Here is a 19,984-nt window from a genome sequence, read left to right as displayed (position 1 = left end):
CCTTGATTGACCACCGTCCAACGGAACGGCACATGCGGCGAACGTTGCTGCGCAGCGCGCTGAGCGGCATTGGCACCGCGCTGCTGGTGGCCTGCGCCACCCCGCCACCGCCCCCTGCAAATGAGCCGGTCACGCAGGCACTGAAGCGGATCGGCTTCGTCCAGACCGACCACGGCTGGGAGTTCCTGCTGAGCGGCAAGCTGCTGTTCGAGCACGACTCGGCCACGCTCGATGCAGAGCACCAGGCCGTGGCGGAGCGGATCGGCCGCGAGCTGGCGATCCTGGACATCCGCTCGGTACGCGTGGAAGGCCACACGGACAACGTCGGCAGCAACGACTACAACCTCGCGCTGTCACGGCGCCGCGCAGAAGCGGTGCGGCGTGCGCTGGTGGACGGTGGGCTGCGCAAGGCGGTGATCGAAGTGCACGGGATGGGCCGCTCGGCCCAGCTGATGCCGAACGGCACCGCCGAGCAACGCATGCAGAACCGCCGCGTGGCGGTGATCGTGCCGGCCCAGTAGCGGCCGCCTGGGCAACGCGCGCGGCGCCCGTGTGGGCACCTGACCATGGACGGCCGTCAGCGGGTGCCGAAGATCGCGGTGCCGACACGCACGATGGTGCTGCCGGCGGCGATGGCGGCCTCCAGGTCCGCCGTCATGCCCATGGACAGGGTGTCCCACGGCGCGGCGCCGGGCAGCCCGGCCTGGCGCAGCTGCTCGAACAAGGCACGCGCCTGTTGGTGCACGGCAAGCTGTGCCTCGAAGTCGCTGGCCGGCTCGGGGATGGTCATCAGCCCGCGCAGCGCCAGCCGCGGCAGCGCCGCCACTGCGCGGGCCAGGGCCAGCGCCTCCGCCGGGGCCACGCCCGCCTTGTTGGGGCCGCCGTCGATGTTGACCTGCAGGCAGATCTGCAGCGGCCCCAGTTCGGGCGGCCGCTGTTCGGACAGGCGCTCTGCGATCTTCAGCCGCTCGACGCTGTGCACCCAGTCGAAATGGGTTGCGACCAGACGTGTCTTGTTGCTCTGCAGCGGGCCGATGCAATGCCAGACGGAAGCCTGCGTCAGGCGGCCGGACTCAGCCTCCCAATCGCGCACGGCGCGGATCTTGTCCACACCTTCCTGCACGTAGTTTTCGCCGAACGCGCGCTGACCGGCTTCGATGGCTTCCAGCACGCAGGCCACCGGCATGGTCTTGGAGACGGCCAGCAACGTGACGCTTTCGACGGGCCGGCCGATTTGCTCACAGGCTGTCGCAATCCTTCCACGCACTTGTTGGAGATTGTTACGGATGCTCGTCATAATCGTTCGCGAGAGTACCAAATCGGCGAGGCATTTCGTGGACATCACCCAACTGCTGGCCTTCAGCGTCAAGAACAAAGCCTCGGATTTGCACTTGTCGGCTGGGCTGCCACCGATGATCCGCGTTCACGGGGATGTTCGCCGCATCAACGTCGAGCCACTGGACCACAAGACTGTCCATGCCATGGTGTACGACATCATGAGCGACAGCCAGCGCAAGCACTATGAAGAGTTCATGGAGGTCGACTTCTCGTTCGAGATCGAAGGCCTGGCGCGTTTTCGGGTCAACGCGTTCAACCAGAACCGGGGTGCCGGTGCGGTGCTGCGAACCATCCCGTCGAAGATCCTCACCTTGGAGCAGTTGAATGCCCCCAAGATCTTCGGCGAACTGGCACTGAAGCCGCGCGGCATGGTGCTGGTGACGGGCCCCACGGGCTCGGGCAAATCGACCACGCTGGCCGCGATGGTCAACCACCTGAATGAAACCGAATACGGCCACGTGCTGACGGTGGAAGACCCGATCGAGTTCGTGCACGAGTCCAAGAAGTGCCTGATCAACCAGCGCGAAGTCGGCCCGCATACCTTGAGTTTTGCCAACGCCCTGCGCTCGGCGTTGCGTGAAGACCCGGACGCGATCCTGGTCGGCGAAATGCGCGATCTGGAGACCATCCGCCTGGCCATGACGGCGGCCGAGACGGGCCATCTGGTGTTCGGCACGCTGCACACCTCCAGTGCAGCCAAGACCATCGACCGCATCATCGACGTGTTTCCGGCCGAAGAGAAAGACATGATCCGCGCGATGCTGTCCGAATCGCTGCAGGCCGTGATTTCGCAGACGCTGTGCAAGACCAAGGACGGCCAGGGCCGCGTGGCGGCGCACGAGATCATGTTGGGCACCAGCGCCATTCGCAACCTGATCCGCGAGGCCAAGGTGGCGCAGATGTATTCCACCATCCAGACCAGCAACGGCGTGGGCATGCAGACACTGGACCAGAACCTGACCGACCTCGTCCGGCGCAACATGATCACCCCGGCCGAGGCGCGCGGCAAGGCCAAGATCCCGGAAAACTTCGCCGGGTGATCCGGCCGCGTGCACGGAACCTGGCCACACATGCGCGGACTATTCGAACTGTTGCGACCGCGTACCCCGGCACCGGCGGAGCCGAGGGCTTCGCGTGACTCAACCTTGTTCACGACCGCGTTCACGTCGCAGGGTGTCGAGGCATCGAGCGTTGTGCACTGGGAGTCGCGGGCCGTCGAAATCGGCGCCAGGCGCATCTCCTCAGGCAAAGCCGTGGCGCTGCTGCAAACGCTGTGGGCCAAAGACAAGAACATGGAGCAGCTCGATGCGCAAGCGATCGAGCGCTTGGAGCGGTACTTCCACTTTGCATCCGTGCCGGCGGGGCGCGACGTCATCCGCCAGCACGAGTACGGCAACTTCATGGTCGTGCTGCTCAAAGGCACGATCGCGGTGGACCGCCTGCAGCCCTGGGGTGAGCACCTGCGGCTGGCGGAGACGCGCCCGGGCGATATCCTGGGGGAGATGTCGCTGCTGGACAGCGGCATCCGTTTTTCTGCCTGTACGACGGTCGAAGAATGCGAGATCGGCGCATTGAGCGCCGAGTCCATGGACGACATGATGAATACCGACCCCCGCCTGGCGGCGGCGCTGATCGCGCTGCTGGCGCGCAAGCTCTCGCTGCGGCTGCGCGCCGTCAGCGCGCGCTTCAGCGACCGCCCGAACTAGCCCTTTCGGCTGCCGACACAGGAAATTTTCGATGGAACGAGACCAGGCCAGTAAATTCATCAACGACCTGCTGCGCCTCATGATCAGCCGGCAGGGCAGCGACCTGTTCCTGACGGCGGAATTCCCGCCCGGCGTCAAGGTGGACGGCAAGATCACCAAGGTCTCGCCGCAACCGCTGCTGCCCACGCACACCATGGCGCTGGCCCGTTCGATCATGAACGACAAACAGGCCGCCGAGTTCGAGCGCACGAAGGAGTGCAATTTCTCGATCTCGCCGGCCGGCATCGGCCGCTTCCGCGTGAACGCCTTCATGCAGCAGGGCAGAGTCGGCATGGTGCTGCGCGTCATCCCGACGACGCTGCCCACCATCGACGGCCTGGGCGTGCCGCAGGTGCTCAAGGACATCGTGATGAGCAAGCGCGGCCTGTGCATCCTGGTCGGCGCCACAGGCTCGGGCAAGTCGACCACGCTGGCGGCCATGGTGGACTGGCGCAACGAGAACTCCTACGGGCACATCATCACGATCGAAGACCCCGTGGAGTTCGTGCACCCGCACAAGAACTGCGTCATCACGCAGCGTGAGATCGGCCTGGACACCGACAACTGGCAGGCGGCGCTGAAGAACACGTTGCGCCAGGCGCCCGATGTGATCCTGATGGGCGAGATACGCGACCGCGAGACTATGGACCATGCGGTGGCGTTCTCGGAAACCGGCCACCTGTGCCTGGCCACCCTGCACGCGAACAACGCCAACCAGGCACTGGACCGCATCATCAATTTCTTTCCCGAAGAGCGCCGCGCGCAGCTGCTGATGGACCTGTCGCTGAACATCAAAGCGCTGGTCTCGCAGCGCCTGTTGCCGCGCCAGGATGGCAAGGGCCGCACGGCGGCGGTCGAGGTGATGCTGAACACGCCGCTGATCTCCGACCTGATCTTCAAGGGCGAGGTGGCCGAGATCAAGGAGGTCATGAAGAAGAGCCGCAATCTGGGCATGCAGACCTTCGACCAGGCGCTGTTCGACGCCTACGAAGCCCACCGCATCACCTACGAGGACGCGCTGCGCAACGCGGATTCCTTGAACGATTTGCGCCTGCAGATCAAGCTCAACAGCCAGCGCACGAAGTCGCAGGACCTGGCGGCCGGCACCGAGCACTTGACCATCGTGTGAGGATGCGGGGGGTGCCGGGGCGCACTCCTAGAATCCGCGCTTCATTTCCCAAGGAGCGCAGCCGCATGGCATCCACCAACCCCCGAACCTATTCCCCCGTGCCGTCACAGAAGGTGGCCTTCCTCGGCCTGGGCGTGATGGGTTTCCCCATGGCCGGCCACCTGGCGCTGGCGGGGCACCAGGTCACCGTCTACAACCGCAGCGCGGCCAAGGCGCAGGCCTGGGCCGACGAGTTCAAGGGCCAGCGTGCCGCCACGCCGCGCGAGGCTGCGGCCGGCGCCGATATCGTCTTTTGCTGCGTCGGCAATGACGATGACCTGCGCTCGGTGGTGCTGGGCGCGGACGGCGGCCTGGCCGGCATGCGGCCCGGGGCTGTGTTCGTCGACCACACGACGGCCTCGGCCGACGTCGCGCGCGAGCTGCATGCCGCAGCGCGCGCGGCCGGCCTGCACTTTGTCGACGCGCCGGTATCCGGCGGCCAGGCCGGAGCGCAAAACGGCATGCTGACCGTGATGTGCGGCGGCGACGCGGAGCCCTTCGCACGCATCGAGCCAGTGGCGCAGGCGTTCTCGCGGTCCATCGTGCTGCTCGGGGCCAGCGGGTCGGGTCAGTTGGCCAAGATGGTCAACCAGATCTGCATCGCCGGGTTGGTGCAAGGCCTGTCCGAAGGCATTGCGTTCGGGCAGCGCGCCGGCCTGGACATGGCCCAGGTGCTGGATGTGATCAGCAAGGGCGCGGCGCAGAGCTGGCAGATGGAGAACCGCGGCAAGACCATGGTCCAGGGCAAGTTCGACTTCGGCTTCGCAGTGGACTGGATGCGCAAGGACCTGGGCCTGGTGTTGGACGAGGCCCGCCGCAACGGCGCGCGCGTGCCGGTGACGGCGCTGGTGGACCAGTTCTACGCAGACGTGCAGCAGGCCGGCGGCCAGCGCTGGGATACGTCGAGCCTCGTGACGAGACTCAAGTAGCGCATCGACGCACGCGCCGCACCCAATCAGCGCGGTGCGGTGGGTGTGGCGGCGGGCGGGGCCTGGCGGTTCAGGCGCGCGAGCTCATCTTCCGTCAGCGTCTCGAACACCCGCACGACCTTGGTGACACTGCCTACGCCGCGGGCGATCTCGGTGGCGCGGTTGGCCTCACGCGGAGTCACGCGACCCATCAGGTAGACCACGCCACGTTCGGTGATGACCTTGAACGCGCTGATCTGCACGTCCTTGGCGTCGACGAGCGAGGCCTTGACCTTGCCGGTGGTCAGCACATCGGACGAACGCTGTGTCAGGCTGGACGGCGCCATCACGGCCAGGTCGTTGACGACGGAGCGCACGTTGTCCACGCGCGCCACGATCTGCTCGGCCCGCTGCTGGTCTTGCGCCGAGGCGACCTCGCCCGTCAACAGCACCTGGCGGTTGAAACTGGTCACGTTGATGTGGGCGTTGTCGCCCAGGTTGTCCTTCAACCGGCTGGCGGCGCGCAACTCGATGCCTTCGTCTTCGAGCTGCGCGCCCGAAGTGCGACGGTCCAGCGCCACCAGCATGCCGCCGGCCGCCGCGCCACCGACCACCAGCGGCACACAGGCCGACAAACTGGCGGCGAGGGCCGCAGCGCTCAGCGACAGCACCACGAGGCGTTGGGAGATCTTCTTCATGAACTGGTTTCCTGGTCACCTAACAATTGGGAATCGACACCATCGCACAGGCAGTGCAGCACCAGCAGGTGAACCTCCTGGATGCGGGCCATGCGCTCGTGCGGCACGCAGATGTGCACGTCGGTCTCGCGCAGCGCGCTGCTCATCTTGCCACCGCCGCGACCGGTGAGCGCCACCACGGTCATCTCGCGCGCATGGGCCGCCTCGACCGCAGCCAGCACATTGGCTGAGTTGCCGCTGGTGGTGATGGCCAGCAGCACGTCGCCCGAAGAACCGAGCGCCCGCACCTGGCGCGCGAACACCTGGTTGAAGTCGTAGTCGTTGGCAACAGCCGTGAGGATGGACGTGTCGGTGGTCAGCGAGATCGCGCCCAGCTCGGGCCGTTCGCGCTCGAAGCGGCCGACGAACGCGGCCGCGAAATGCTGCGCATCGGCCGCCGAGCCGCCATTGCCGCACGCCAGCACCTTGCCGCCACTGGTGACGGACGCGAGGATGGCCTGCACGGCCGCCGCAATCGGCTTGCTGAGCACCTGCGCCGATTGGTACTTGAGGTCGGCGCTGTCGATGAAGTGCTGCTGTATACGTTGCTCTAGCATGGCGCGCGATGATACCCGTGCGTCCAAAGCCACCTTCGGGTGTCAGGATGCGTCAAACGCCGCCTGCAGCCACTGCACCCGGCCGCCCTCCAGCACCACCACGTCGAAGCGGCATGGCGGCAGCGTGCGCTGGCGCATCAGATAGTGCCGCGCCGCAAACACGATGCGTTGGCGCTTCACCGGCCCGATGCTGGCCGCCGCACCACCGTGCGAGCGGCTGGCGCGCCGCCGCACTTCGACGAACACCACGGTGCCGTCGGGGGCGCGCAGGATCAGGTCGATCTCGCCACCGCCACGGCCCGGGGTTCGATAATTGCGCTCCAGCAGGCGCAGGCCGGCGGCTTGCAGATGCGCGAGCGCGGCGTCCTCGCCGGCGTCGCCCGCCTGCTTGGTGGTGGCCGGCCGGGCCGCCGCACCGTTCTTCCAGAGGAAACCCATTGAGCGCTTCTTTCGCCTTGGCATTGCAGGCCGCACGCGAGGCCGCCGCGGCCCAGCACTACCCGTCTTCGGCACTCTACGTCGTCGCCACGCCCATCGGCAACCTGGCCGACATCGGTCTGCGCGCACTGCATGTGCTGGCCACGGTGGATGCCATCGCCTGCGAGGACACGCGCCACACGCAAGGCATGTTGCGCATCTACGGGATCGAGCGGCCTTCGGCCCAGCTGGTGGCCGCACACCAGCACAACGAGGCCGAGGCCGCGCAGGCCGTGCTGGCGCGGCTGCAGCAGGGCCAGCGCGTGGCCTACGTCAGCGATGCCGGCACGCCGGCACTGAGCGACCCGGGCGCGCGCCTGGTGGCCGCTGCGCGCGCGGCCGGCCATGTGGTCGTGCCGCTGCCTGGCGCCAGCAGCGTGACGGCGGCGCTGTCGGTGGCGGGGATCATCGAAGACACGGGCTTCGTGTTCACGGGCTTCCTGCCCAGCAAGGCCAGCGAACGCGATGTGGCTGTGCAGACGCTGGCGGCCGAGACACGCGCCATCGTGCTGCTCGAAGCCCCGCACCGCATCGAAGCGCTGGCGCGCGCGCTGGCGCCGTTGGGGCCGCGTCTGGTCACCGTGGGCCGTGAGCTGACCAAGCAATTCGAAGAGATCGCCAGCGTGCCGGCCGAGGCGCTGGCCGCCTGGCTGGCTGAGCTGCCGACGCGCACGCGCGGGGAGTTCGTGCTGGTTGTGCACCCGGCCCCTGCAGAGGCGCCGGTCGAAGACCTGCGGGTGCTGAAGCTGCTGCTGGCGGAGCTGCCGCTGAAGGCCGCCGTAAAACTGGCGGCCGAGATCACGGGCCAACCGCGCAATGCCTTGTACGCGGCGGCGCTGCAGATCAAGCAGGCGTGAGGGAGAAAAAGGGGTTGGTGCGGCTGGCGGGGATCGAACCCACGACCCTTGGCTTCGGAGGCCAATACTCTATCCACTGAGCTACAGCCGCGACCGGGCGGGATTGTAGCTGTCACGCCAGAGGCCTTTGCCTTCACCCGCCGGGGGCATGGCGCCGGACAGCACGCAGGCCGTGTGTGGGTGCTGCCGTGCTAGCCCGCCAAGCGCCCGACACCAGGAACCAGTGCGGCCGTGCGATCAGGCGGCCGGCCTGCTCAGATCAGATCGCGCGCGAGGTGCGCAAGGCTTCGATGCCCTCGGCCGACCAGCCGAGTTCGCCGAGGACGGCCTCCGTATGCTGGCCCAGGCCCGGCACACCGTCCATGCGTGGCGCAAAGTCGCTGCTGCTGCCCGGCGGCAGCAGCGCGGGAATCGGGCCGGCCGGCGTCGGCACTTCGGTCCAGCGGCCGCGGGCCTTGAGCTGCGGGTGCTGCCAGACATCGGCCATGGTGTTCACGCGCGCATTGGCGATCTGCGCTGCGTCCAGCCGCTGCAACACTTCGTCGGCCGTCATCTTCGAGAAGCTCTCGACGATCAGCGCGCGCAGCGCCTCGCGGTTGGCCGTGCGTTTGGCGTTGGCCGAGAAGCGTTCGTCCGTCGCGACGGCGCTCTGGCGCAGCACCTGTTCGCAGAACACGGCCCACTCGCGCTCGTTCTGCAGGCCCAGCATCACCGTGGCGCCGTCGCCGGCCGGGAACGGGCCGTAGGGGTAGATGGTGGCGTGCGCGGCGCCTGCGCGCGGCGGTGGCGGCGCACCGTCGTAGGCGTAGTACATCGGAAAGCTCATCCACTCGACCATGCTCTCCAGCATCGACACGTCGATGCGGCTGCCCTTGCCGGTCTTGCCCCGCTGCAACAGCGCCGCCAGGATGGCCGAGTACGCGTACATGCCGGCCGCAATGTCCGCGATGGAGCAACCGGCCTTGGCCCCTTCATCGGCCGTGCCGGTCACCGACAGAAAGCCGGACTCGCTCTGGATCAGCAGGTCGTACGCCTTCTTGTCGCGGTAAGTCCCTGGCCGTGCGGCGTCGTCGCCATAGCCGGAGATATCGCAGACGATCAGCTTCGGATGCTTTTCCTGCAGTGCCTCGAACGACAAGCCGAGCCGCGCCGCGGCCCCCGGCGCCAGGTTCTGCACCAGCACATCGGCCTGCTCCAGCAGTTGGCCCAGCACCTTTTGCGCATCGGGATGCTTGACGTCCAGCGTGACGCTTTCCTTGGATCGGTTGGTCCAGACGAAGTGCGAGGCCTGGCCCAGCACGCGCGTGTCGTAGGCGCGCGCGAAGTCGCCCACACCGGGGCGTTCGACCTTGATGACGCGCGCGCCCAGGTCGGCAAGCTGGCGCGTGCAGAACGGTGCGGCAATGGCGTGTTCCAGCGTGACGACGGTGATGCCGTCCAGGGGGCGGGTCATGGCGTGCCTGCCTTCTCAGAACGAACGCGGCAGGCCGAGGATGTGCTCGGCCACGTAGGCGTAGATCAGGTTCGTGGAGATCGGCGCCACCTGGTACAGCCGCGTCTCGCGGAACTTGCGCTCGATGTCGTATTCGTTGGCGAAGCCGAAGCCGCCGTGGGTTTGCATGCAGACGTTGGCCGCCTCCCAGCTGGCCTTGGCGGCCAGGTACTTGGCCATGTTGGCTTGGCCGCCGCAGTCCTGGTGCGCGTCGAAGCGGCGCGCGGCCTCGAAGCGCATGAGGTTGGCCGCTTCCACCTCGATGAAGGCGTCCGCAATCGGAAACTGCACGCCCTGGTTCTTGCCGATGGGGCGGTCGAACACGATGCGCTCGCTGGCGTATTTGCGGGCGCGCTCGATGAACCAATAGCCGTCGCCGATGCACTCGGCGGCAATCAGCGTGCGCTCGGCGTTCAGGCCGTCCAGGATGTACTTGAAGCCCCTGCCCTCTTCGCCGATCAGGTTCTCTTCGGGAATCTCCAGGTCCTCGAAGAACAGCTCGTTGGTCTCGTGGTTCACAAGGTTGGGGATAGGCCGCACCGTCAGGCCGTGGCCGATCGCGTCGTGCAGGTTGACGATGAAGATCGACATGCCTTCGGACTTCTTCTTGACCTCGGCCAGCGGCGTGGTGCGCGCCAGCAGGATCATCAGGTCCGAATGCTGCACGCGTGAGATCCAGACCTTCTGGCCGTTGACGACGTAGCGGCCGTCCTTCTTGACGGCGGTGGTCTTGATCTTGGTGGTGTCGGTGCCGGTGGTCGGCTCGGTCACGGCCATGGACTGGATGCGCAGCTTGCCGGCCGCGATGCCGGGCAGGTACTTGTCCTTCTGCGCCTTGCTGCCGTTGCGCAGCAGCGTGCCCATGTTGTACATCTGGCCGTGCACGGCGCCAGCGTTGCCGCCCGAACGGTTGATCTCTTCCATGATCACCGTGGCGGCGGTCAGGCCCAGGCCGGTGCCGCCGTATTCCTCGGGGATCATGGCGGCCAGCCAGCCGGCCTCCATCAAGGCGTCAACGAACTTCTCAGGGTAGGCCTTCAGCGCGTCCACCTTGCGAAAGTACTCATCGGGAAACTGCCGGCACAGCTGGCGCACAGCGTCGCGAATCTCTTGGAAGTCGTCGGGTTCGTTGAACATGGTGTGTCTCCTTCGGGGTCAATACAGGGTGGCGGTGGCGTCCATGGCCAGGTGCCCGTCTTCGTTGCGGGCCCAGAGCTTGATCGTTTCAGCGTCTTCCTGACGCCCGCAGACGGTGAACGGGGCAATGTCGAACAGTGGCTTGACGGCACGGAACTGGAAGGTCTTGACGCGCGCATCCGGCAGCTGGCGGCGCAGCAGATCGAGCAGCAGCGTGGCGATCAGCGGGCCGTGCACGATGAGACCGGGGTAGCCCTCGACCTCGGTCACGTACTGGCGGTCGTAGTGGATGCGGTGGCCGTTGAACGTGAGCGCGGAGTAGCGGAACAGCAGCACGTCGTCAGGGACGATGCGCCGCTCCCACGCTGCGTCGGCCGGGGCCGGCGTCGGCGCGGGGGCCGCCTCGCCAGGGGCCGGCATGTCGCGGTAGACGATGTCGTGCTCCTCGACGATCGCCAACGTGCCATCGCCGCGCACCTCATGCCGCACGTTGACGAACACCAGCGGGCCGGTGCGGCCTTCCTTCACGCGCACATCGAGGATGCGCGACGCGCGCGCCAGCGCCTGGCCCACGCGTAGCGGCTGCAGGAACTCGATGCGGCTGCCGGCCCACATCCGGCGCGGCAGCGGCACCGGCGGCAAAAAGCCGCCGCGCTGGGGGTGGCCGTCCGGCCCGATCTGCGACTGCCGCGCCATCGGCAGGAAGTACAGCCAGTGCCAGCAGGGTGGCACCGGCGTGCCGCTTTGGGCGGGCGCGTCGTCGCGGTCGAGCGTGGCGCTCAGGCCGCGCACGGGCGCGGCCGTGGCGATGTCGTCCAGCGTCTCGGTGCGGCCAATCCAGCTGCGCAGGTGGTCGATGTCCAGGCTCATGCGTGTCTCCTCCAAATGTGATCGCCCCATTCTGCGGAAGGCAGCGGTATCTGTGAAATACTGTTTCGACCTAGCGGCTAGGTGAAATCCAGCTACCTCCCCCATGGAACTGCGGCAACTGCGTTACTTCGTCGGCGTCAGCGAATCGGGCAGCCTGCTCAAGGCATCGGCCCGTCTGCACGTCGCGCAGCCGGCGCTGGGCCAGCAGATCGCGGCGCTGGAGAACGATCTGGGGGCCAAGCTCTTCGATCGCTCCAGCCGCGGCATGCAGCTGACCGAGGCCGGCAAGTTGTTCCTGCAACACGCGCAGCTGGTGCTGGCCGACGTGGAGCGTGCACGCATGGCGGTGCGCGCTTCCACTGCGGTGGTCTGCGGCGAGGTCGCCATTGGCCTGCCGACCACGGTGTCGCTGATTGCCACCACGCCCATCCTGCAGACCTGCCGCGAGCAGTTGCCACAGGTCAAGCTCAAGATCGTCGAGGCCTACAGCGGCTTCCTACGCGAATGGCTGCTGTCGGGCCGGCTGGACCTGGCGCTGCTGTTCGGCGACACCACCGACGTGGCGCTGGCACGCCAGCCACTGCTGGAGGACCGGCTGGCGCTGGTGACCTCGCCACGCGCCGGCCCGCTGCCCGCGACGCTGCCGATCGAGGCCCTGGCCGACTGGCCGCTGGTGCTGCCGGGCCGCGAGCACGGGCTACGCCGCATCATCGACGACGCCTGCGCGCCATGGGGCCTGCAGCTGCACGTGGTGGCCGAAATCGAATCGCTGCCCAGCGTCAAGAAGGCCGTCCAGGCGCGCATCGGCAGCACCATCTTGCCGCTGGGTGCGGTCGCCGAGGAAGTGGCGGCCGGCCAGCTGTGCGCCGTGGCCATCGACAACCCGGCCATGGCGCGCCGCGTGATCTGCGCGACCAACCTGACGCGCCCGCCTACCGTGGCTGCCAGCGCGGTGAGCGCGATGGTGCAGGAGGTGGTGCGCGAGATGGTGGCCAGCGGGGCATGGCCGGCCCGGTGGATCGGGGCGGGGTCGGCGGGGCCGCCCGCAGGCTGAGCCGCGCTGCGTCTGCGGGCATGCACGTCGTGCGGCGAGCGGGCGGGGCTGGCTTCTGCCGCCTTGGTCGCCTTGGTCGCCGGCCAGCAACTCGAACGCAGCCTCTGGGAAGGCCTGCGCCAGCCGCCGGTCCAGCGTCAGCAGGCGCATGCTGTGGCGTTGCGCTACAGCGAGCAGGTAGGCGTCGGTGGTCTGGCGCGGGCCGGACAGGTGCCCGCAGTCGCAGGCGGTGACCGCCGGGGTGTCGGCCAGGTACACGTGCTGCGCATCGTAGCAACGGCTCGGAGCGCAGGCAATGAAGACCGGGCCGGAGATGCCCCCGGTTGCGCACAGCCTTGCGCTCAAGCGGCTTGAGCCGGCCAATCGCACCAAGCCGAGCGGGGCAGATCAGGCTGGTGGTCCGCCCGGCGCAGCCTGACATACAGCTCCAGCTGGCATGGCAGGCCCGCACGCACGTGCACACGGAACTCGATCTGCCGTGCGTCGCCCGCCTGCGGCAGCCGCTGGTAGCCCCAGACGAAATACACCCGGCCCTGCGCCGCAGCGATGGCCGCCTGCAGCGCCATGGTGGCCGGCTCGAACACGCCGCCAGGCGTCAGCAGCGATTTGACGCGCACCCGCCAGCTGCCGGTGGACAGCGCGGTTTCCTTGTAGGCCAGGAAGGCGTGGTCTTCGCCGCTCGCCCCGTCATGTGCCAGGAGCTGGCACAGCGTCTCGTAGCGGGTGTGGCCGTCGGAGACCGGGCACTGCAGGCGCACCGCCCCCGCCGGCAGCGGTAAGCCCGGGAAGCGTGACGGGCGGGGAACGGGCGTGACCATGCACCCAGCATGGTCGTGAGGCCCGGTTTCAGCGCCATTGCAAGCAACCGGAAAACTGTTTCACTTGTTGCCCCCTGCACGCTCCACGCCCGCCTCGCCGGGCGCCAGGCCCAGCCCGGCCAGGTAGACGTCGATCACCTGCCCGCCCAACGCCGGCAGGTCGAAGGCGGCGGGCGCCAGCAGCCAGTTGCGGATCAGCCCGTCGATCAACGCGTGCAGGCCCTCGGCCGCCTGGGCGGCCGGCAGCGGCAGGCGCGCCCGGCGATGGCTGGCCGCCAGCCGCAAGGCCCTGCCGATGTCGCGCACGCACTGGTCGCGGACGGTGCGGTGCCGGTCGCGCACCGCGTGCATCTCGTCCACGTATTCGACCTTCTGCATCGCGATGTCGACCACGCAGCGCAACTGGGCATCGGCGGTGAGCTGGACCAGCGCCGCCATCAGCGCCACGCGCAACTGCGCCAGTGCATCGCGCGCCTGGCCTTCGGGTGCGCGTTGCGCCGGCTGCAGCGACTGCTCCAGCGGCAGCGTGACGCGCTCCATCATGGCGTTGAAGAGGTCCGCCTTGTCCTTGAAATGCCAGTAGATCGCGCCGCGCGTGGCGCCGGCCTGGGTGGCGATGTCCTGCAGCGAGGTGCGCGAGACGCCACGCGCCTGGAACAGCGTCTCGGCCGCATCCAGCAGCCGGTGCCGCGTGGCCAGAGCTTCTTCCTTGGTGCTGCGTGCCACGCGTTCTCCACATAAAAATTGGGTGCAAGAGCTTCAATATACATCCATTGATGTATGTAACTGCATTAGACTCCACGGGCTTTCCCCGATGGCACGGCTGGCACTGCGCGCGTCTGGTGCGTCCAGCCCGCCTACATCGCCCAAAAACACCCGCCTTCGATCCCCGGAAAGGAATCGCATGTCCGTCCTGCGTCCCGGCCTACGCCCCACTTCACAACCGCAGGCGCGTGCGCTTGCCGTCCTGACCCTGGCCGTTCTGCTGGCCGCTTGCGGCAAAGGCGATGAGAAAGCCGCCACTGCCGCACCGGCGGGCGGCGGCAGGCCGCCACCGGAGGTCGGCGTGGTGGTGGCACAGCCGGGTGACATCGGGCTGGTGACCGAGCTGCCGGGCCGGCTGGAAGCCTCGCGTGTGGCCGAGGTGCGCGCCCGGGCGGCGGGCATCCTGCAGCGCCGCCTGTTCCGCGAAGGCAGTGACGTGAAGGCGGGCCAGCCCCTGTTCACCATCGACGCTGCACCATACCAAGCCAACTTTCAAAGCGCGCAGGCCTCGCTGGCCCGCGCCCAGGCCAACCTGACACAGGCCGCCGAGCTGGCCGAGCGCTACAAGCCGCTGGTCGAGGCCAACGCCATCAGCAAGCAGGACTACGCCAACGCGGTGGCCGCCAAGGGGCAGGCCGATGCCGATGTCGCCGTGGGCAAGGCTGCCGTGCGGACGGCCAAGATCAACCTGGACTACGCGGCCGTGACGGCGCCGATCTCCGGCCGCATCGGCCGCGCGCTGGTGACCGAGGGCGCGTTGGTCGGCCAGGGCGAGGCGACGCCGCTGGCGGTGATCCAGCAGGTCAACCCGCTGTACGTGAACTTCACCCAATCCGCCACCGAAGTGCTGCGCCTGCGCCGCGCGCTGGAGGCTGGCACGCTGAAGGCCGGCGGCGGCGGCGGTGCAGCCAGCGTGCGCATCGTGCTGGAAGACGGCTCGGTCTACGGCGCGCCGGGCCGGCTGCTGTTCTCCGACCTGACGGTCGACGCCGCCACCGGCCAGGTCACGCTGCGCGCCGAGGTGCCGAACCCGCGCGGCGACCTGCTGCCGGGGCTGTACGTGCGCGTGCGGCTGGAACAGGCCCAGGCGACGAACGCCATCTCGGTCCCGCAGCAGGCGGTGACGCGCAACGAGAAGGGCGACTCGCTGACGGTGGTCGGCGCCGACGGCAAACTGTCCACGCGCGAGGTCAAGGTGACGGCCGGCCAGAACAACCGCTGGATCGTGACCGAGGGCCTGAAGGGCGGCGAGCAAGTCATGGTCGACGGCTTCCAGAAACTGCAGATGATGCCGCCCGGCTCGCCGGTGAAGGCTGTGCCCTGGCAGGCACCGGGCGCGGCTGCGCCGGCCGCGCCGGCCGCGCCTGCCGCGCCTGCTGCGCCTGCTGCGTCGGCTGCGTCGGCTGCCCCAGCTGCCGCCATGCCGGCTTCGGCACCCAAGCAATAAGCAGAGCACGCACCTATGGCCAAGTTCTTCATCGAACGCCCGATCTTCGCGTGGGTGATCGCCCTGTTCATCATCGTGGTGGGCAGCGTGGCGATCACCCAATTGCCGATCGCGCAATACCCGCCGGTCGCACCGCCTGCGATCGTCATCAACACCGCCTACCCGGGCGCCTCGGCGCAGACGCTGGAGGACAGTGTGCTGTCCGTCATCGAGCGCGAAATGAACGGCTCACCGGGCCTGATCTACATGGAGTCGGTGGCGCAGGCCGACGGCTCCGGCTCGATCACCGTGACCTTCGAGCCCGGCACCAACGCCGACCTGGCGCAGGTGGACGTACAGAACCGGCTGGCACGCGCCACGCCGCGCCTGCCAGCCGCCGTGACGCAGCAAGGCGTGCGCGTGGACAAGGCGCGCAACAACTTCCTGCTGTTCACGATGCTGTCCTCGGACAACCCGGACTTCACCACGGTGCAGCTGGGGGACTACGCGGCGCGCAACATCCAGCCAGAGTTGCAGCGTGTGGCCGGCATCGGCCAGGTGCAGCTGTTCGGCAGTGAAAACGCCATGCGCATCTGGATCGACCCGGCGCGCATGCGCGGCCTGTCGGTGTCGTCGGCCGAAGTCTCGGCGGCCATCCGTGCCCAGAACGCCCAGGTGTCGTCCGGCTCCATCGGCGACCTGCCCAACGTGGCCGGCCAGGGCATCTCGGCGACCGTGGTGGTCAAGGGCCAGCTGTCCACCGTCGCGCAGTTCGAAAACATCGTGCTGCGCGCCAATGCCGATGGCTCCACCGTGCGCCTGAAAGACGTGGCACGCGTGGAGATCGGTGGCCAGAGCTACGCCACGTCGGCCCGCCTGAACGGCCAGCCGGCCGTGGGCCTGGGCGTGCAGCTGGCACCCAGCGGCAACGCGCTGGAATCGGCCCGGCTGGTGCACGCCAAGATGCAGGACCTGTCCAAATTCTTCCCGGAGGGCGTGAAGTTCGACATCCCCTACGACAGCTCGAACTTCGTGAAGATCTCGATCACGCAGGTGACGCAGACGCTGCTGGAAGCCGTGGCGCTGGTGTTCCTGGTGATGTTCCTGTTCCTGCAGAACTGGCGCTACACCATCATCCCGACGCTGGTGGTGCCGATCGCGCTGCTGGGCACCTTTGCCGTGTTGCTGGCGCTGGGCTTTTCGATCAACGTGCTGACCATGTTCGGCATGGTGCTGGTGATCGGCATCGTGGTGGACGACGCCATCGTGGTGGTGGAGAACGTCGAGCGCATCATGACCGAGGAAGGCCTGTCGCCACGCGAGGCCACGCGCAAGGCCATGCAGCAGATCTCCGGCGCGATCATCGGCGTGACGGTGGTGCTGATCTCGGTGTTCGTGCCGCTGGCGTTCTTCGCCGGCTCCACGGGCAACATCTACCGCCAGTTTTCGGCCGTGATGGTGGCCTCGATCGCGTTCTCCGCGTTCATGGCGCTGTCGCTCACGCCGGCGCTGTGCGCCACGCTGCTCAAGCCGGTGGAGGCCGGCAGCCACCACGAGAAGCGCGGCTTCTTCGGCTGGTTCAACCGCAGCTTTGCACGCACGGCCAAGGGCTATGAGGGCTTGGTCGCGCGCATGCTCAAGCGGGCGGCGCGCTACCTCATCATCTACGTGGCGATCATCGGCGCGGTGGTGGTGGTCTACCAGCGGCTGCCCTCCTCCTTCCTGCCGCAGGAAGATCAGGGCAACATTCTGGTGAACGTGCAGTTGCCTCCGGGCGCGACGCAAGAGCGCATGCTGGACGTGATGCAGCAGGTCGAAGGCTTCATCCTGAAGCAGCCCGAAGTGCAGAGCATGGTCTCGGTGCTGGGCTTCTCGTTCTCCGGCCAGGGGCAGAACGCCGGGCTGGCGTTCGTCACGCTGAAGGACTGGTCGGAACGGAACGACCCGGCCAACTCGGCCGACGCGCTGGCAGGCCGTGCGTTCGGCGCGCTGTCTGGTGTGCGCGACGCGTTCATCTACCCGCTGAGCCCGCCGCCGATCCCGGAACTCGGCTCGGCCAGCGGCTTTTCCTTCCGGCTGCAGGACCGCTCGGGCCAGGGCCATGCGGCGCTGGTGAACGCGCGCAACCAGCTGCTGGGCATGGCCTCGCAGAGCAAGGTGCTCGCGCAGGTGCGACCGGACGGGCTGGAAGACGCCCCACAGCTGCAGATCGACATCGACCGCGACAAGGCGCAGGCTCTGGGCGTGGGTTTCGATGCGATCAACACAGCCCTGTCGACCGCGCTGGGTTCGAGCTACATCAACGACTTCCCCAACCGCGGCCGCCTGCAGCGCGTGGTGGTGCAGGCCGACGCACCCGCCCGCATGCAACCTGCAGACCTGCTGCGGCTGAACGCGGCCAACGCCCAGGGGCAACCGGTGCCGCTGTCGGCCTTCGCGACGACGCGCTGGATCACGGGCGCCATGCAGACCGTGCGCTACAACGGCTACCCGTCCATGCGCATCAGCGGTGGCGCGGCGCCGGGCCAGAGCACGGGCGCGGCCATGGACGAGATGGAGCGCCTGGCGGCGCAACTGCCGGCCGGCTTCGGCTACGAGTGGACGGGCCAATCACGCGAGGAGAAGCTTGCGGGCTCGCAGGCCATGATCCTGTACGCCTTCGCCATCCTGGCGGTGTTCCTGTGCCTGGCGGCGCTGTACGAGAGCTGGTCGATCCCGCTGGCGGTGATCCTGGTGGTGCCGCTGGGCGTGCTGGGCGTGCTGCTGGCCACCTTGCTGCGCTCGTATGCGAACGACGTGTACTTCCAGGTGGGCCTGATCACCATCATCGGCCTGACGGCCAAGAACGCGATTCTGATCATCGAGTTCGCCAAGGACCTGCAGGCGCAGGGCAAGGGCGTGGTCGAGTCGGCGCTGGAGGCCGCGCACCTGCGATTCCGGCCCATCATCATGACGTCGCTCGCCTTTGGCCTGGGCGTGGTGCCGCTGTTCATCGCCTCGGGTGCCGGTTCGGCCAGCCAGCGCGCCATCGGCACCGGCGTGCTGGGCGGCATGGTCACGGGTACCTTGCTGGCCGTGTTCTTCGTGCCGGTGTTCTTCGTGGTGGTGCGCGGCATCTTCAAGGGCAGCAAGCGCCAGCACGAGATTTACGAGGAGCACGCGCGACAGGCCGGCGTGGGCAATCAGAAAGGTGCCGCACATGACTAAGCATTCGAAGCGCCTGTTGGTGCTGGCGGCAGCCACCGTGCTGGCGGGCTGTTCGTTCATCCCGACCTACGAGCGGCCAGCAGCGCCGGTGGCGGCGCAGTTTCCCGACGCGGGCACGGCGACGACGGCCGGCACGCAAGCCGTGGCCGACCTGCCGTGGCAGACCTTCATCCGCGACGCGCGGCTGCGGGGCCTGGTCGAAACGGCGCTGGCGAACAACCGCGACCTGCGCGTGGCTGTGCTGAACATCGAGCAGGCGCGGGCGCAATACCGTATCCAGCGCGCCGACCGCCTGCCCACGGTGGGCGCCGGCATCAGCGGATCGCGCACCCCGCAGGCCGGTGGCGACACGCTGACCGTGTACCAGGCCGGCCTGACCTTCTCGTCCTGGGAGATCGACTTCTTCGGCCGCATTGCCAGCCTGAGCGAAGCGGCGCTGGCGCAATACCTGGCGACAGAAGAGGGCCGCAAGGCCACGCAGATCAGCCTGGTCGCCTCGGTGGCGAATGCCTATCTCAGCCTGCTGGCCGACGACGAACTGCTGGCGCTGACGCGCCAGACGCTGGCCACGCGCGAGGAATCGATCAAGCTGTCCAGGCTGCGCTTTGACAGCGGCGTTGCGTCCGAGCTGGACGTGCGGCAGGCGCAATCGCTGCTGGAGGCCGCGCGCGCCACCTTGGCCCAGGTGCAGCGCCAGCGCGCGCTGGACGTCAACCTGCTGACCCTGCTGATCGGCCAGCCCAACTGGGCGCAGCAGTTGGCCGGCACACCGGCGTCGCCACAGCTCGAAAGCGCCGTCATGATGAACGAGTTGCCGGCCGGCCTGCCATCGGAAGTGCTGATCTCGCGGCCGGACATCCGCCAGGCGGAGCAACTCTTGATCGCCAGCAACGCCAACATCGGCGCGGCGCGGGCGGCGTTCTTTCCACGCATCACGTTGACGGCCGGCTTCGGCACGGCCAGCACACAGCTGTCTGGGTTGTTCGAAAGCGGCTCGTTCGGCTTGAGCCTCGCGCCGCAGTTGCTGCTGCCGATTTTCGACGCCGGCCGCAACCAGGCGGGCCTGGAGTCGGCCAGGGTGGGCCGCGACATCGCCGTGGCGCAGTACGAGCGCGCCATCCAAACGGCGTTCCGCGAAGTGGCGGACGCGCTGGCCGGCCGCGCCACCCTGAGCGAGCAATTGCGCGCGCAGCAGGCCCAGGTCGAGGCGGAGTCGGCGCGCTTCAAGCTGTCGGACCTGCGCTACCGCAATGGCGTGGCCAGCTACCTGGATCTGCTGGACGCGCAGCGCTCGCTGTTCACCACGCAGCAGGCGGTGGTGCAGACGCGGCTGGCGCAGTTGCAGAACCAGATCGGGCTGTACAAGGCGTTGGGCGGCGGGTGGGCCACACCCTGAACGGCGGCGCACGCGGCGCTGTGACAGCGGGC

The 19,984-nt window shown here is 68.1% G+C and carries 19 protein-coding genes and 1 tRNA gene; 10 read left to right on the top strand and 10 right to left on the bottom strand.

Annotated features, from left to right (window positions below; translation table 11 throughout):
- The first annotated feature begins 32 nt into the window (after positions 1-32).
- Positions 33-521: an outer membrane lipoprotein YfiB gene (gene yfiB / locus AC099J_RS02740; RefSeq protein WP_479613656.1), complete on the top strand. Its 489-nt coding sequence runs from the start codon at positions 33-35 to the stop codon at positions 519-521.
- Between the two features lie 56 nt (positions 522-577).
- On the opposite strand, the gene AC099J_RS02735 is transcribed toward yfiB, so the two are convergent.
- Positions 578-1,297 (bottom strand): YggS family pyridoxal phosphate-dependent enzyme, encoded by a 720-nt coding sequence (locus tag AC099J_RS02735; RefSeq protein ID WP_479613655.1) that lies wholly within the window; start codon positions 1,295-1,297, stop codon positions 578-580.
- A gap of 37 nt (positions 1,298-1,334) precedes the next feature.
- Here AC099J_RS02735 and AC099J_RS02730 point away from each other — a divergent pair, with 37 nt between their 5' ends.
- The 4 genes from AC099J_RS02730 (at position 1,335) to AC099J_RS02715 (ending at position 5,180) form a co-directional block, all read left to right on the top strand.
- Positions 1,335-2,378, top strand: coding sequence for a type IV pilus twitching motility protein PilT (locus AC099J_RS02730; protein ID WP_479613654.1), 1,044 nt, complete (start codon positions 1,335-1,337; stop codon positions 2,376-2,378).
- A gap of 30 nt (positions 2,379-2,408) precedes the next feature.
- Positions 2,409-3,044, top strand: a complete 636-nt coding sequence (locus AC099J_RS02725) for a cyclic nucleotide-binding domain-containing protein (RefSeq protein WP_479613653.1) — start codon at positions 2,409-2,411, stop codon at positions 3,042-3,044.
- A gap of 31 nt (positions 3,045-3,075) precedes the next feature.
- Positions 3,076-4,212, top strand: a complete 1,137-nt coding sequence (locus AC099J_RS02720) for a PilT/PilU family type 4a pilus ATPase (RefSeq protein ID WP_479613652.1) — start codon at positions 3,076-3,078, stop codon at positions 4,210-4,212.
- Positions 4,213-4,277: 65 nt separating this feature from the next.
- Positions 4,278-5,180, top strand: coding sequence for an NAD(P)-dependent oxidoreductase (locus AC099J_RS02715; protein ID WP_479613651.1), 903 nt, complete (start codon positions 4,278-4,280; stop codon positions 5,178-5,180).
- A gap of 26 nt (positions 5,181-5,206) precedes the next feature.
- On the opposite strand, the gene AC099J_RS02710 is transcribed toward AC099J_RS02715, so the two are convergent.
- The 3 genes from AC099J_RS02710 to AC099J_RS02700 are packed head-to-tail and all read right to left on the bottom strand — an operon-like array spanning position 5,207 to position 6,891.
- Positions 5,207-5,857, bottom strand: a complete 651-nt coding sequence (locus tag AC099J_RS02710) for a BON domain-containing protein (RefSeq protein WP_479613650.1) — start codon at positions 5,855-5,857, stop codon at positions 5,207-5,209.
- Complete coding sequence (locus tag AC099J_RS02705; RefSeq protein ID WP_479613649.1) at positions 5,854-6,453, bottom strand: phosphoheptose isomerase; 600 nt, start codon at positions 6,451-6,453, stop codon at positions 5,854-5,856. Before AC099J_RS02705 ends, AC099J_RS02710 begins: the two co-directional genes overlap by 4 nt.
- Before the next feature lie 42 nt (positions 6,454-6,495).
- Complete coding sequence (locus AC099J_RS02700; RefSeq protein ID WP_479613648.1) at positions 6,496-6,891, bottom strand: YraN family protein; 396 nt, start codon at positions 6,889-6,891, stop codon at positions 6,496-6,498.
- Here AC099J_RS02700 and rsmI point away from each other — a divergent pair.
- Positions 6,891-7,787 carry a 16S rRNA (cytidine(1402)-2'-O)-methyltransferase gene (gene rsmI, locus AC099J_RS02695; protein ID WP_479613647.1) on the top strand — a complete coding sequence of 299 codons (897 nt, stop codon included), beginning with the start codon at positions 6,891-6,893 and terminating at the stop codon, positions 7,785-7,787. The two genes, AC099J_RS02700 and rsmI, sit on opposite strands and share 1 nt — an antisense overlap.
- A gap of 15 nt (positions 7,788-7,802) precedes the next feature.
- Here rsmI and AC099J_RS02690 read toward each other — a convergent pair.
- From AC099J_RS02690 to AC099J_RS02675, 4 genes are all read right to left on the bottom strand, one after another.
- Positions 7,803-7,878 (bottom strand) — tRNA-Arg (locus AC099J_RS02690).
- Between the two features lie 168 nt (positions 7,879-8,046).
- Positions 8,047-9,240 (bottom strand): CaiB/BaiF CoA transferase family protein, encoded by a 1,194-nt coding sequence (locus AC099J_RS02685; protein WP_479613646.1) that lies wholly within the window; start codon positions 9,238-9,240, stop codon positions 8,047-8,049.
- Positions 9,241-9,255: 15 nt separating this feature from the next.
- Positions 9,256-10,416 (bottom strand): acyl-CoA dehydrogenase family protein, encoded by a 1,161-nt coding sequence (locus tag AC099J_RS02680; protein WP_479613645.1) that lies wholly within the window; start codon positions 10,414-10,416, stop codon positions 9,256-9,258.
- Between the two features lie 18 nt (positions 10,417-10,434).
- Entirely contained in the window at positions 10,435-11,286 is an 852-nt protein-coding gene (locus tag AC099J_RS02675) for an HTD2 family dehydratase (RefSeq protein WP_479613644.1), read from the bottom strand.
- Between the two features lie 103 nt (positions 11,287-11,389).
- Between AC099J_RS02675 and AC099J_RS02670 the strand changes: the two genes are divergently transcribed.
- A complete protein-coding gene (locus AC099J_RS02670) occupies positions 11,390-12,340 on the top strand; it encodes a LysR family transcriptional regulator (protein WP_479613643.1) in 951 nt (316 codons plus the stop codon).
- A 341-nt stretch (positions 12,341-12,681) separates the two neighbouring features.
- On the opposite strand, the gene AC099J_RS02665 is transcribed toward AC099J_RS02670, so the two are convergent.
- Positions 12,682-13,158, bottom strand: coding sequence for a hypothetical protein (locus tag AC099J_RS02665; protein WP_479613642.1), 477 nt, complete (start codon positions 13,156-13,158; stop codon positions 12,682-12,684).
- Positions 13,159-13,218: 60 nt separating this feature from the next.
- Positions 13,219-13,884, bottom strand: coding sequence for a TetR family transcriptional regulator (locus tag AC099J_RS02660; protein WP_479613641.1), 666 nt, complete (start codon positions 13,882-13,884; stop codon positions 13,219-13,221).
- Between the two features lie 178 nt (positions 13,885-14,062).
- Here AC099J_RS02660 and AC099J_RS02655 point away from each other — a divergent pair, with 178 nt between their 5' ends.
- The 3 genes from AC099J_RS02655 to AC099J_RS02645 are packed head-to-tail and all read left to right on the top strand — an operon-like array spanning position 14,063 to position 19,952.
- Positions 14,063-15,370: an efflux RND transporter periplasmic adaptor subunit gene (locus tag AC099J_RS02655; protein WP_479613640.1), complete on the top strand. Its 1,308-nt coding sequence runs from the start codon at positions 14,063-14,065 to the stop codon at positions 15,368-15,370.
- Positions 15,371-15,385: 15 nt separating this feature from the next.
- Positions 15,386-18,556 carry an efflux RND transporter permease subunit gene (locus AC099J_RS02650; protein WP_479613639.1) on the top strand — a complete coding sequence of 1,057 codons (3,171 nt, stop codon included), beginning with the start codon at positions 15,386-15,388 and terminating at the stop codon, positions 18,554-18,556.
- Entirely contained in the window at positions 18,549-19,952 is a 1,404-nt protein-coding gene (locus AC099J_RS02645; RefSeq protein WP_479613638.1) for an efflux transporter outer membrane subunit, read from the top strand. The genes AC099J_RS02650 and AC099J_RS02645 overlap by 8 nt, the downstream gene beginning before the upstream one ends.
- Positions 19,953-19,984: the final 32 nt, after the last annotated feature.

Source organism: Rhodoferax sp. RT4P68 (genome assembly GCF_056521305.1).
Note: the sequence above shows the minus strand (reverse complement) of the source record. Positions and strands in the feature narration are given on the sequence as shown.

Bases quoted from the DNA above. Each gene is read 5' to 3' on its own strand.
- yfiB (WP_479613656.1), top strand. From the start codon at position 33: ATGCGGCGAACGTTGCTGCGCAGCGCGCTGAGCGGCATTGGCACCGCG.
- AC099J_RS02735 (WP_479613655.1), bottom strand. From the start codon at position 1,297: ATGACGAGCATCCGTAACAATCTCCAACAAGTGCGTGGAAGGATTGCG.
- AC099J_RS02725 (WP_479613653.1), top strand. From the start codon at position 2,409: ATGCGCGGACTATTCGAACTGTTGCGACCGCGTACCCCGGCACCGGCG.
- AC099J_RS02720 (WP_479613652.1), top strand. From the start codon at position 3,076: ATGGAACGAGACCAGGCCAGTAAATTCATCAACGACCTGCTGCGCCTC.
- AC099J_RS02715 (WP_479613651.1), top strand. From the start codon at position 4,278: ATGGCATCCACCAACCCCCGAACCTATTCCCCCGTGCCGTCACAGAAG.
- AC099J_RS02710 (WP_479613650.1), bottom strand. From the start codon at position 5,857: ATGAAGAAGATCTCCCAACGCCTCGTGGTGCTGTCGCTGAGCGCTGCG.
- AC099J_RS02705 (WP_479613649.1), bottom strand. From the start codon at position 6,453: ATGCTAGAGCAACGTATACAGCAGCACTTCATCGACAGCGCCGACCTC.
- AC099J_RS02700 (WP_479613648.1), bottom strand. From the start codon at position 6,891: ATGGGTTTCCTCTGGAAGAACGGTGCGGCGGCCCGGCCGGCCACCACC.
- AC099J_RS02685 (WP_479613646.1), bottom strand. From the start codon at position 9,240: ATGACCCGCCCCCTGGACGGCATCACCGTCGTCACGCTGGAACACGCC.
- AC099J_RS02680 (WP_479613645.1), bottom strand. From the start codon at position 10,416: ATGTTCAACGAACCCGACGACTTCCAAGAGATTCGCGACGCTGTGCGC.
- AC099J_RS02675 (WP_479613644.1), bottom strand. From the start codon at position 11,286: ATGAGCCTGGACATCGACCACCTGCGCAGCTGGATTGGCCGCACCGAG.
- AC099J_RS02670 (WP_479613643.1), top strand. From the start codon at position 11,390: ATGGAACTGCGGCAACTGCGTTACTTCGTCGGCGTCAGCGAATCGGGC.
- AC099J_RS02665 (WP_479613642.1), bottom strand. From the start codon at position 13,158: ATGGTCACGCCCGTTCCCCGCCCGTCACGCTTCCCGGGCTTACCGCTG.
- AC099J_RS02655 (WP_479613640.1), top strand. From the start codon at position 14,063: ATGTCCGTCCTGCGTCCCGGCCTACGCCCCACTTCACAACCGCAGGCG.
- AC099J_RS02650 (WP_479613639.1), top strand. From the start codon at position 15,386: ATGGCCAAGTTCTTCATCGAACGCCCGATCTTCGCGTGGGTGATCGCC.
- AC099J_RS02645 (WP_479613638.1), top strand. From the start codon at position 18,549: ATGACTAAGCATTCGAAGCGCCTGTTGGTGCTGGCGGCAGCCACCGTG.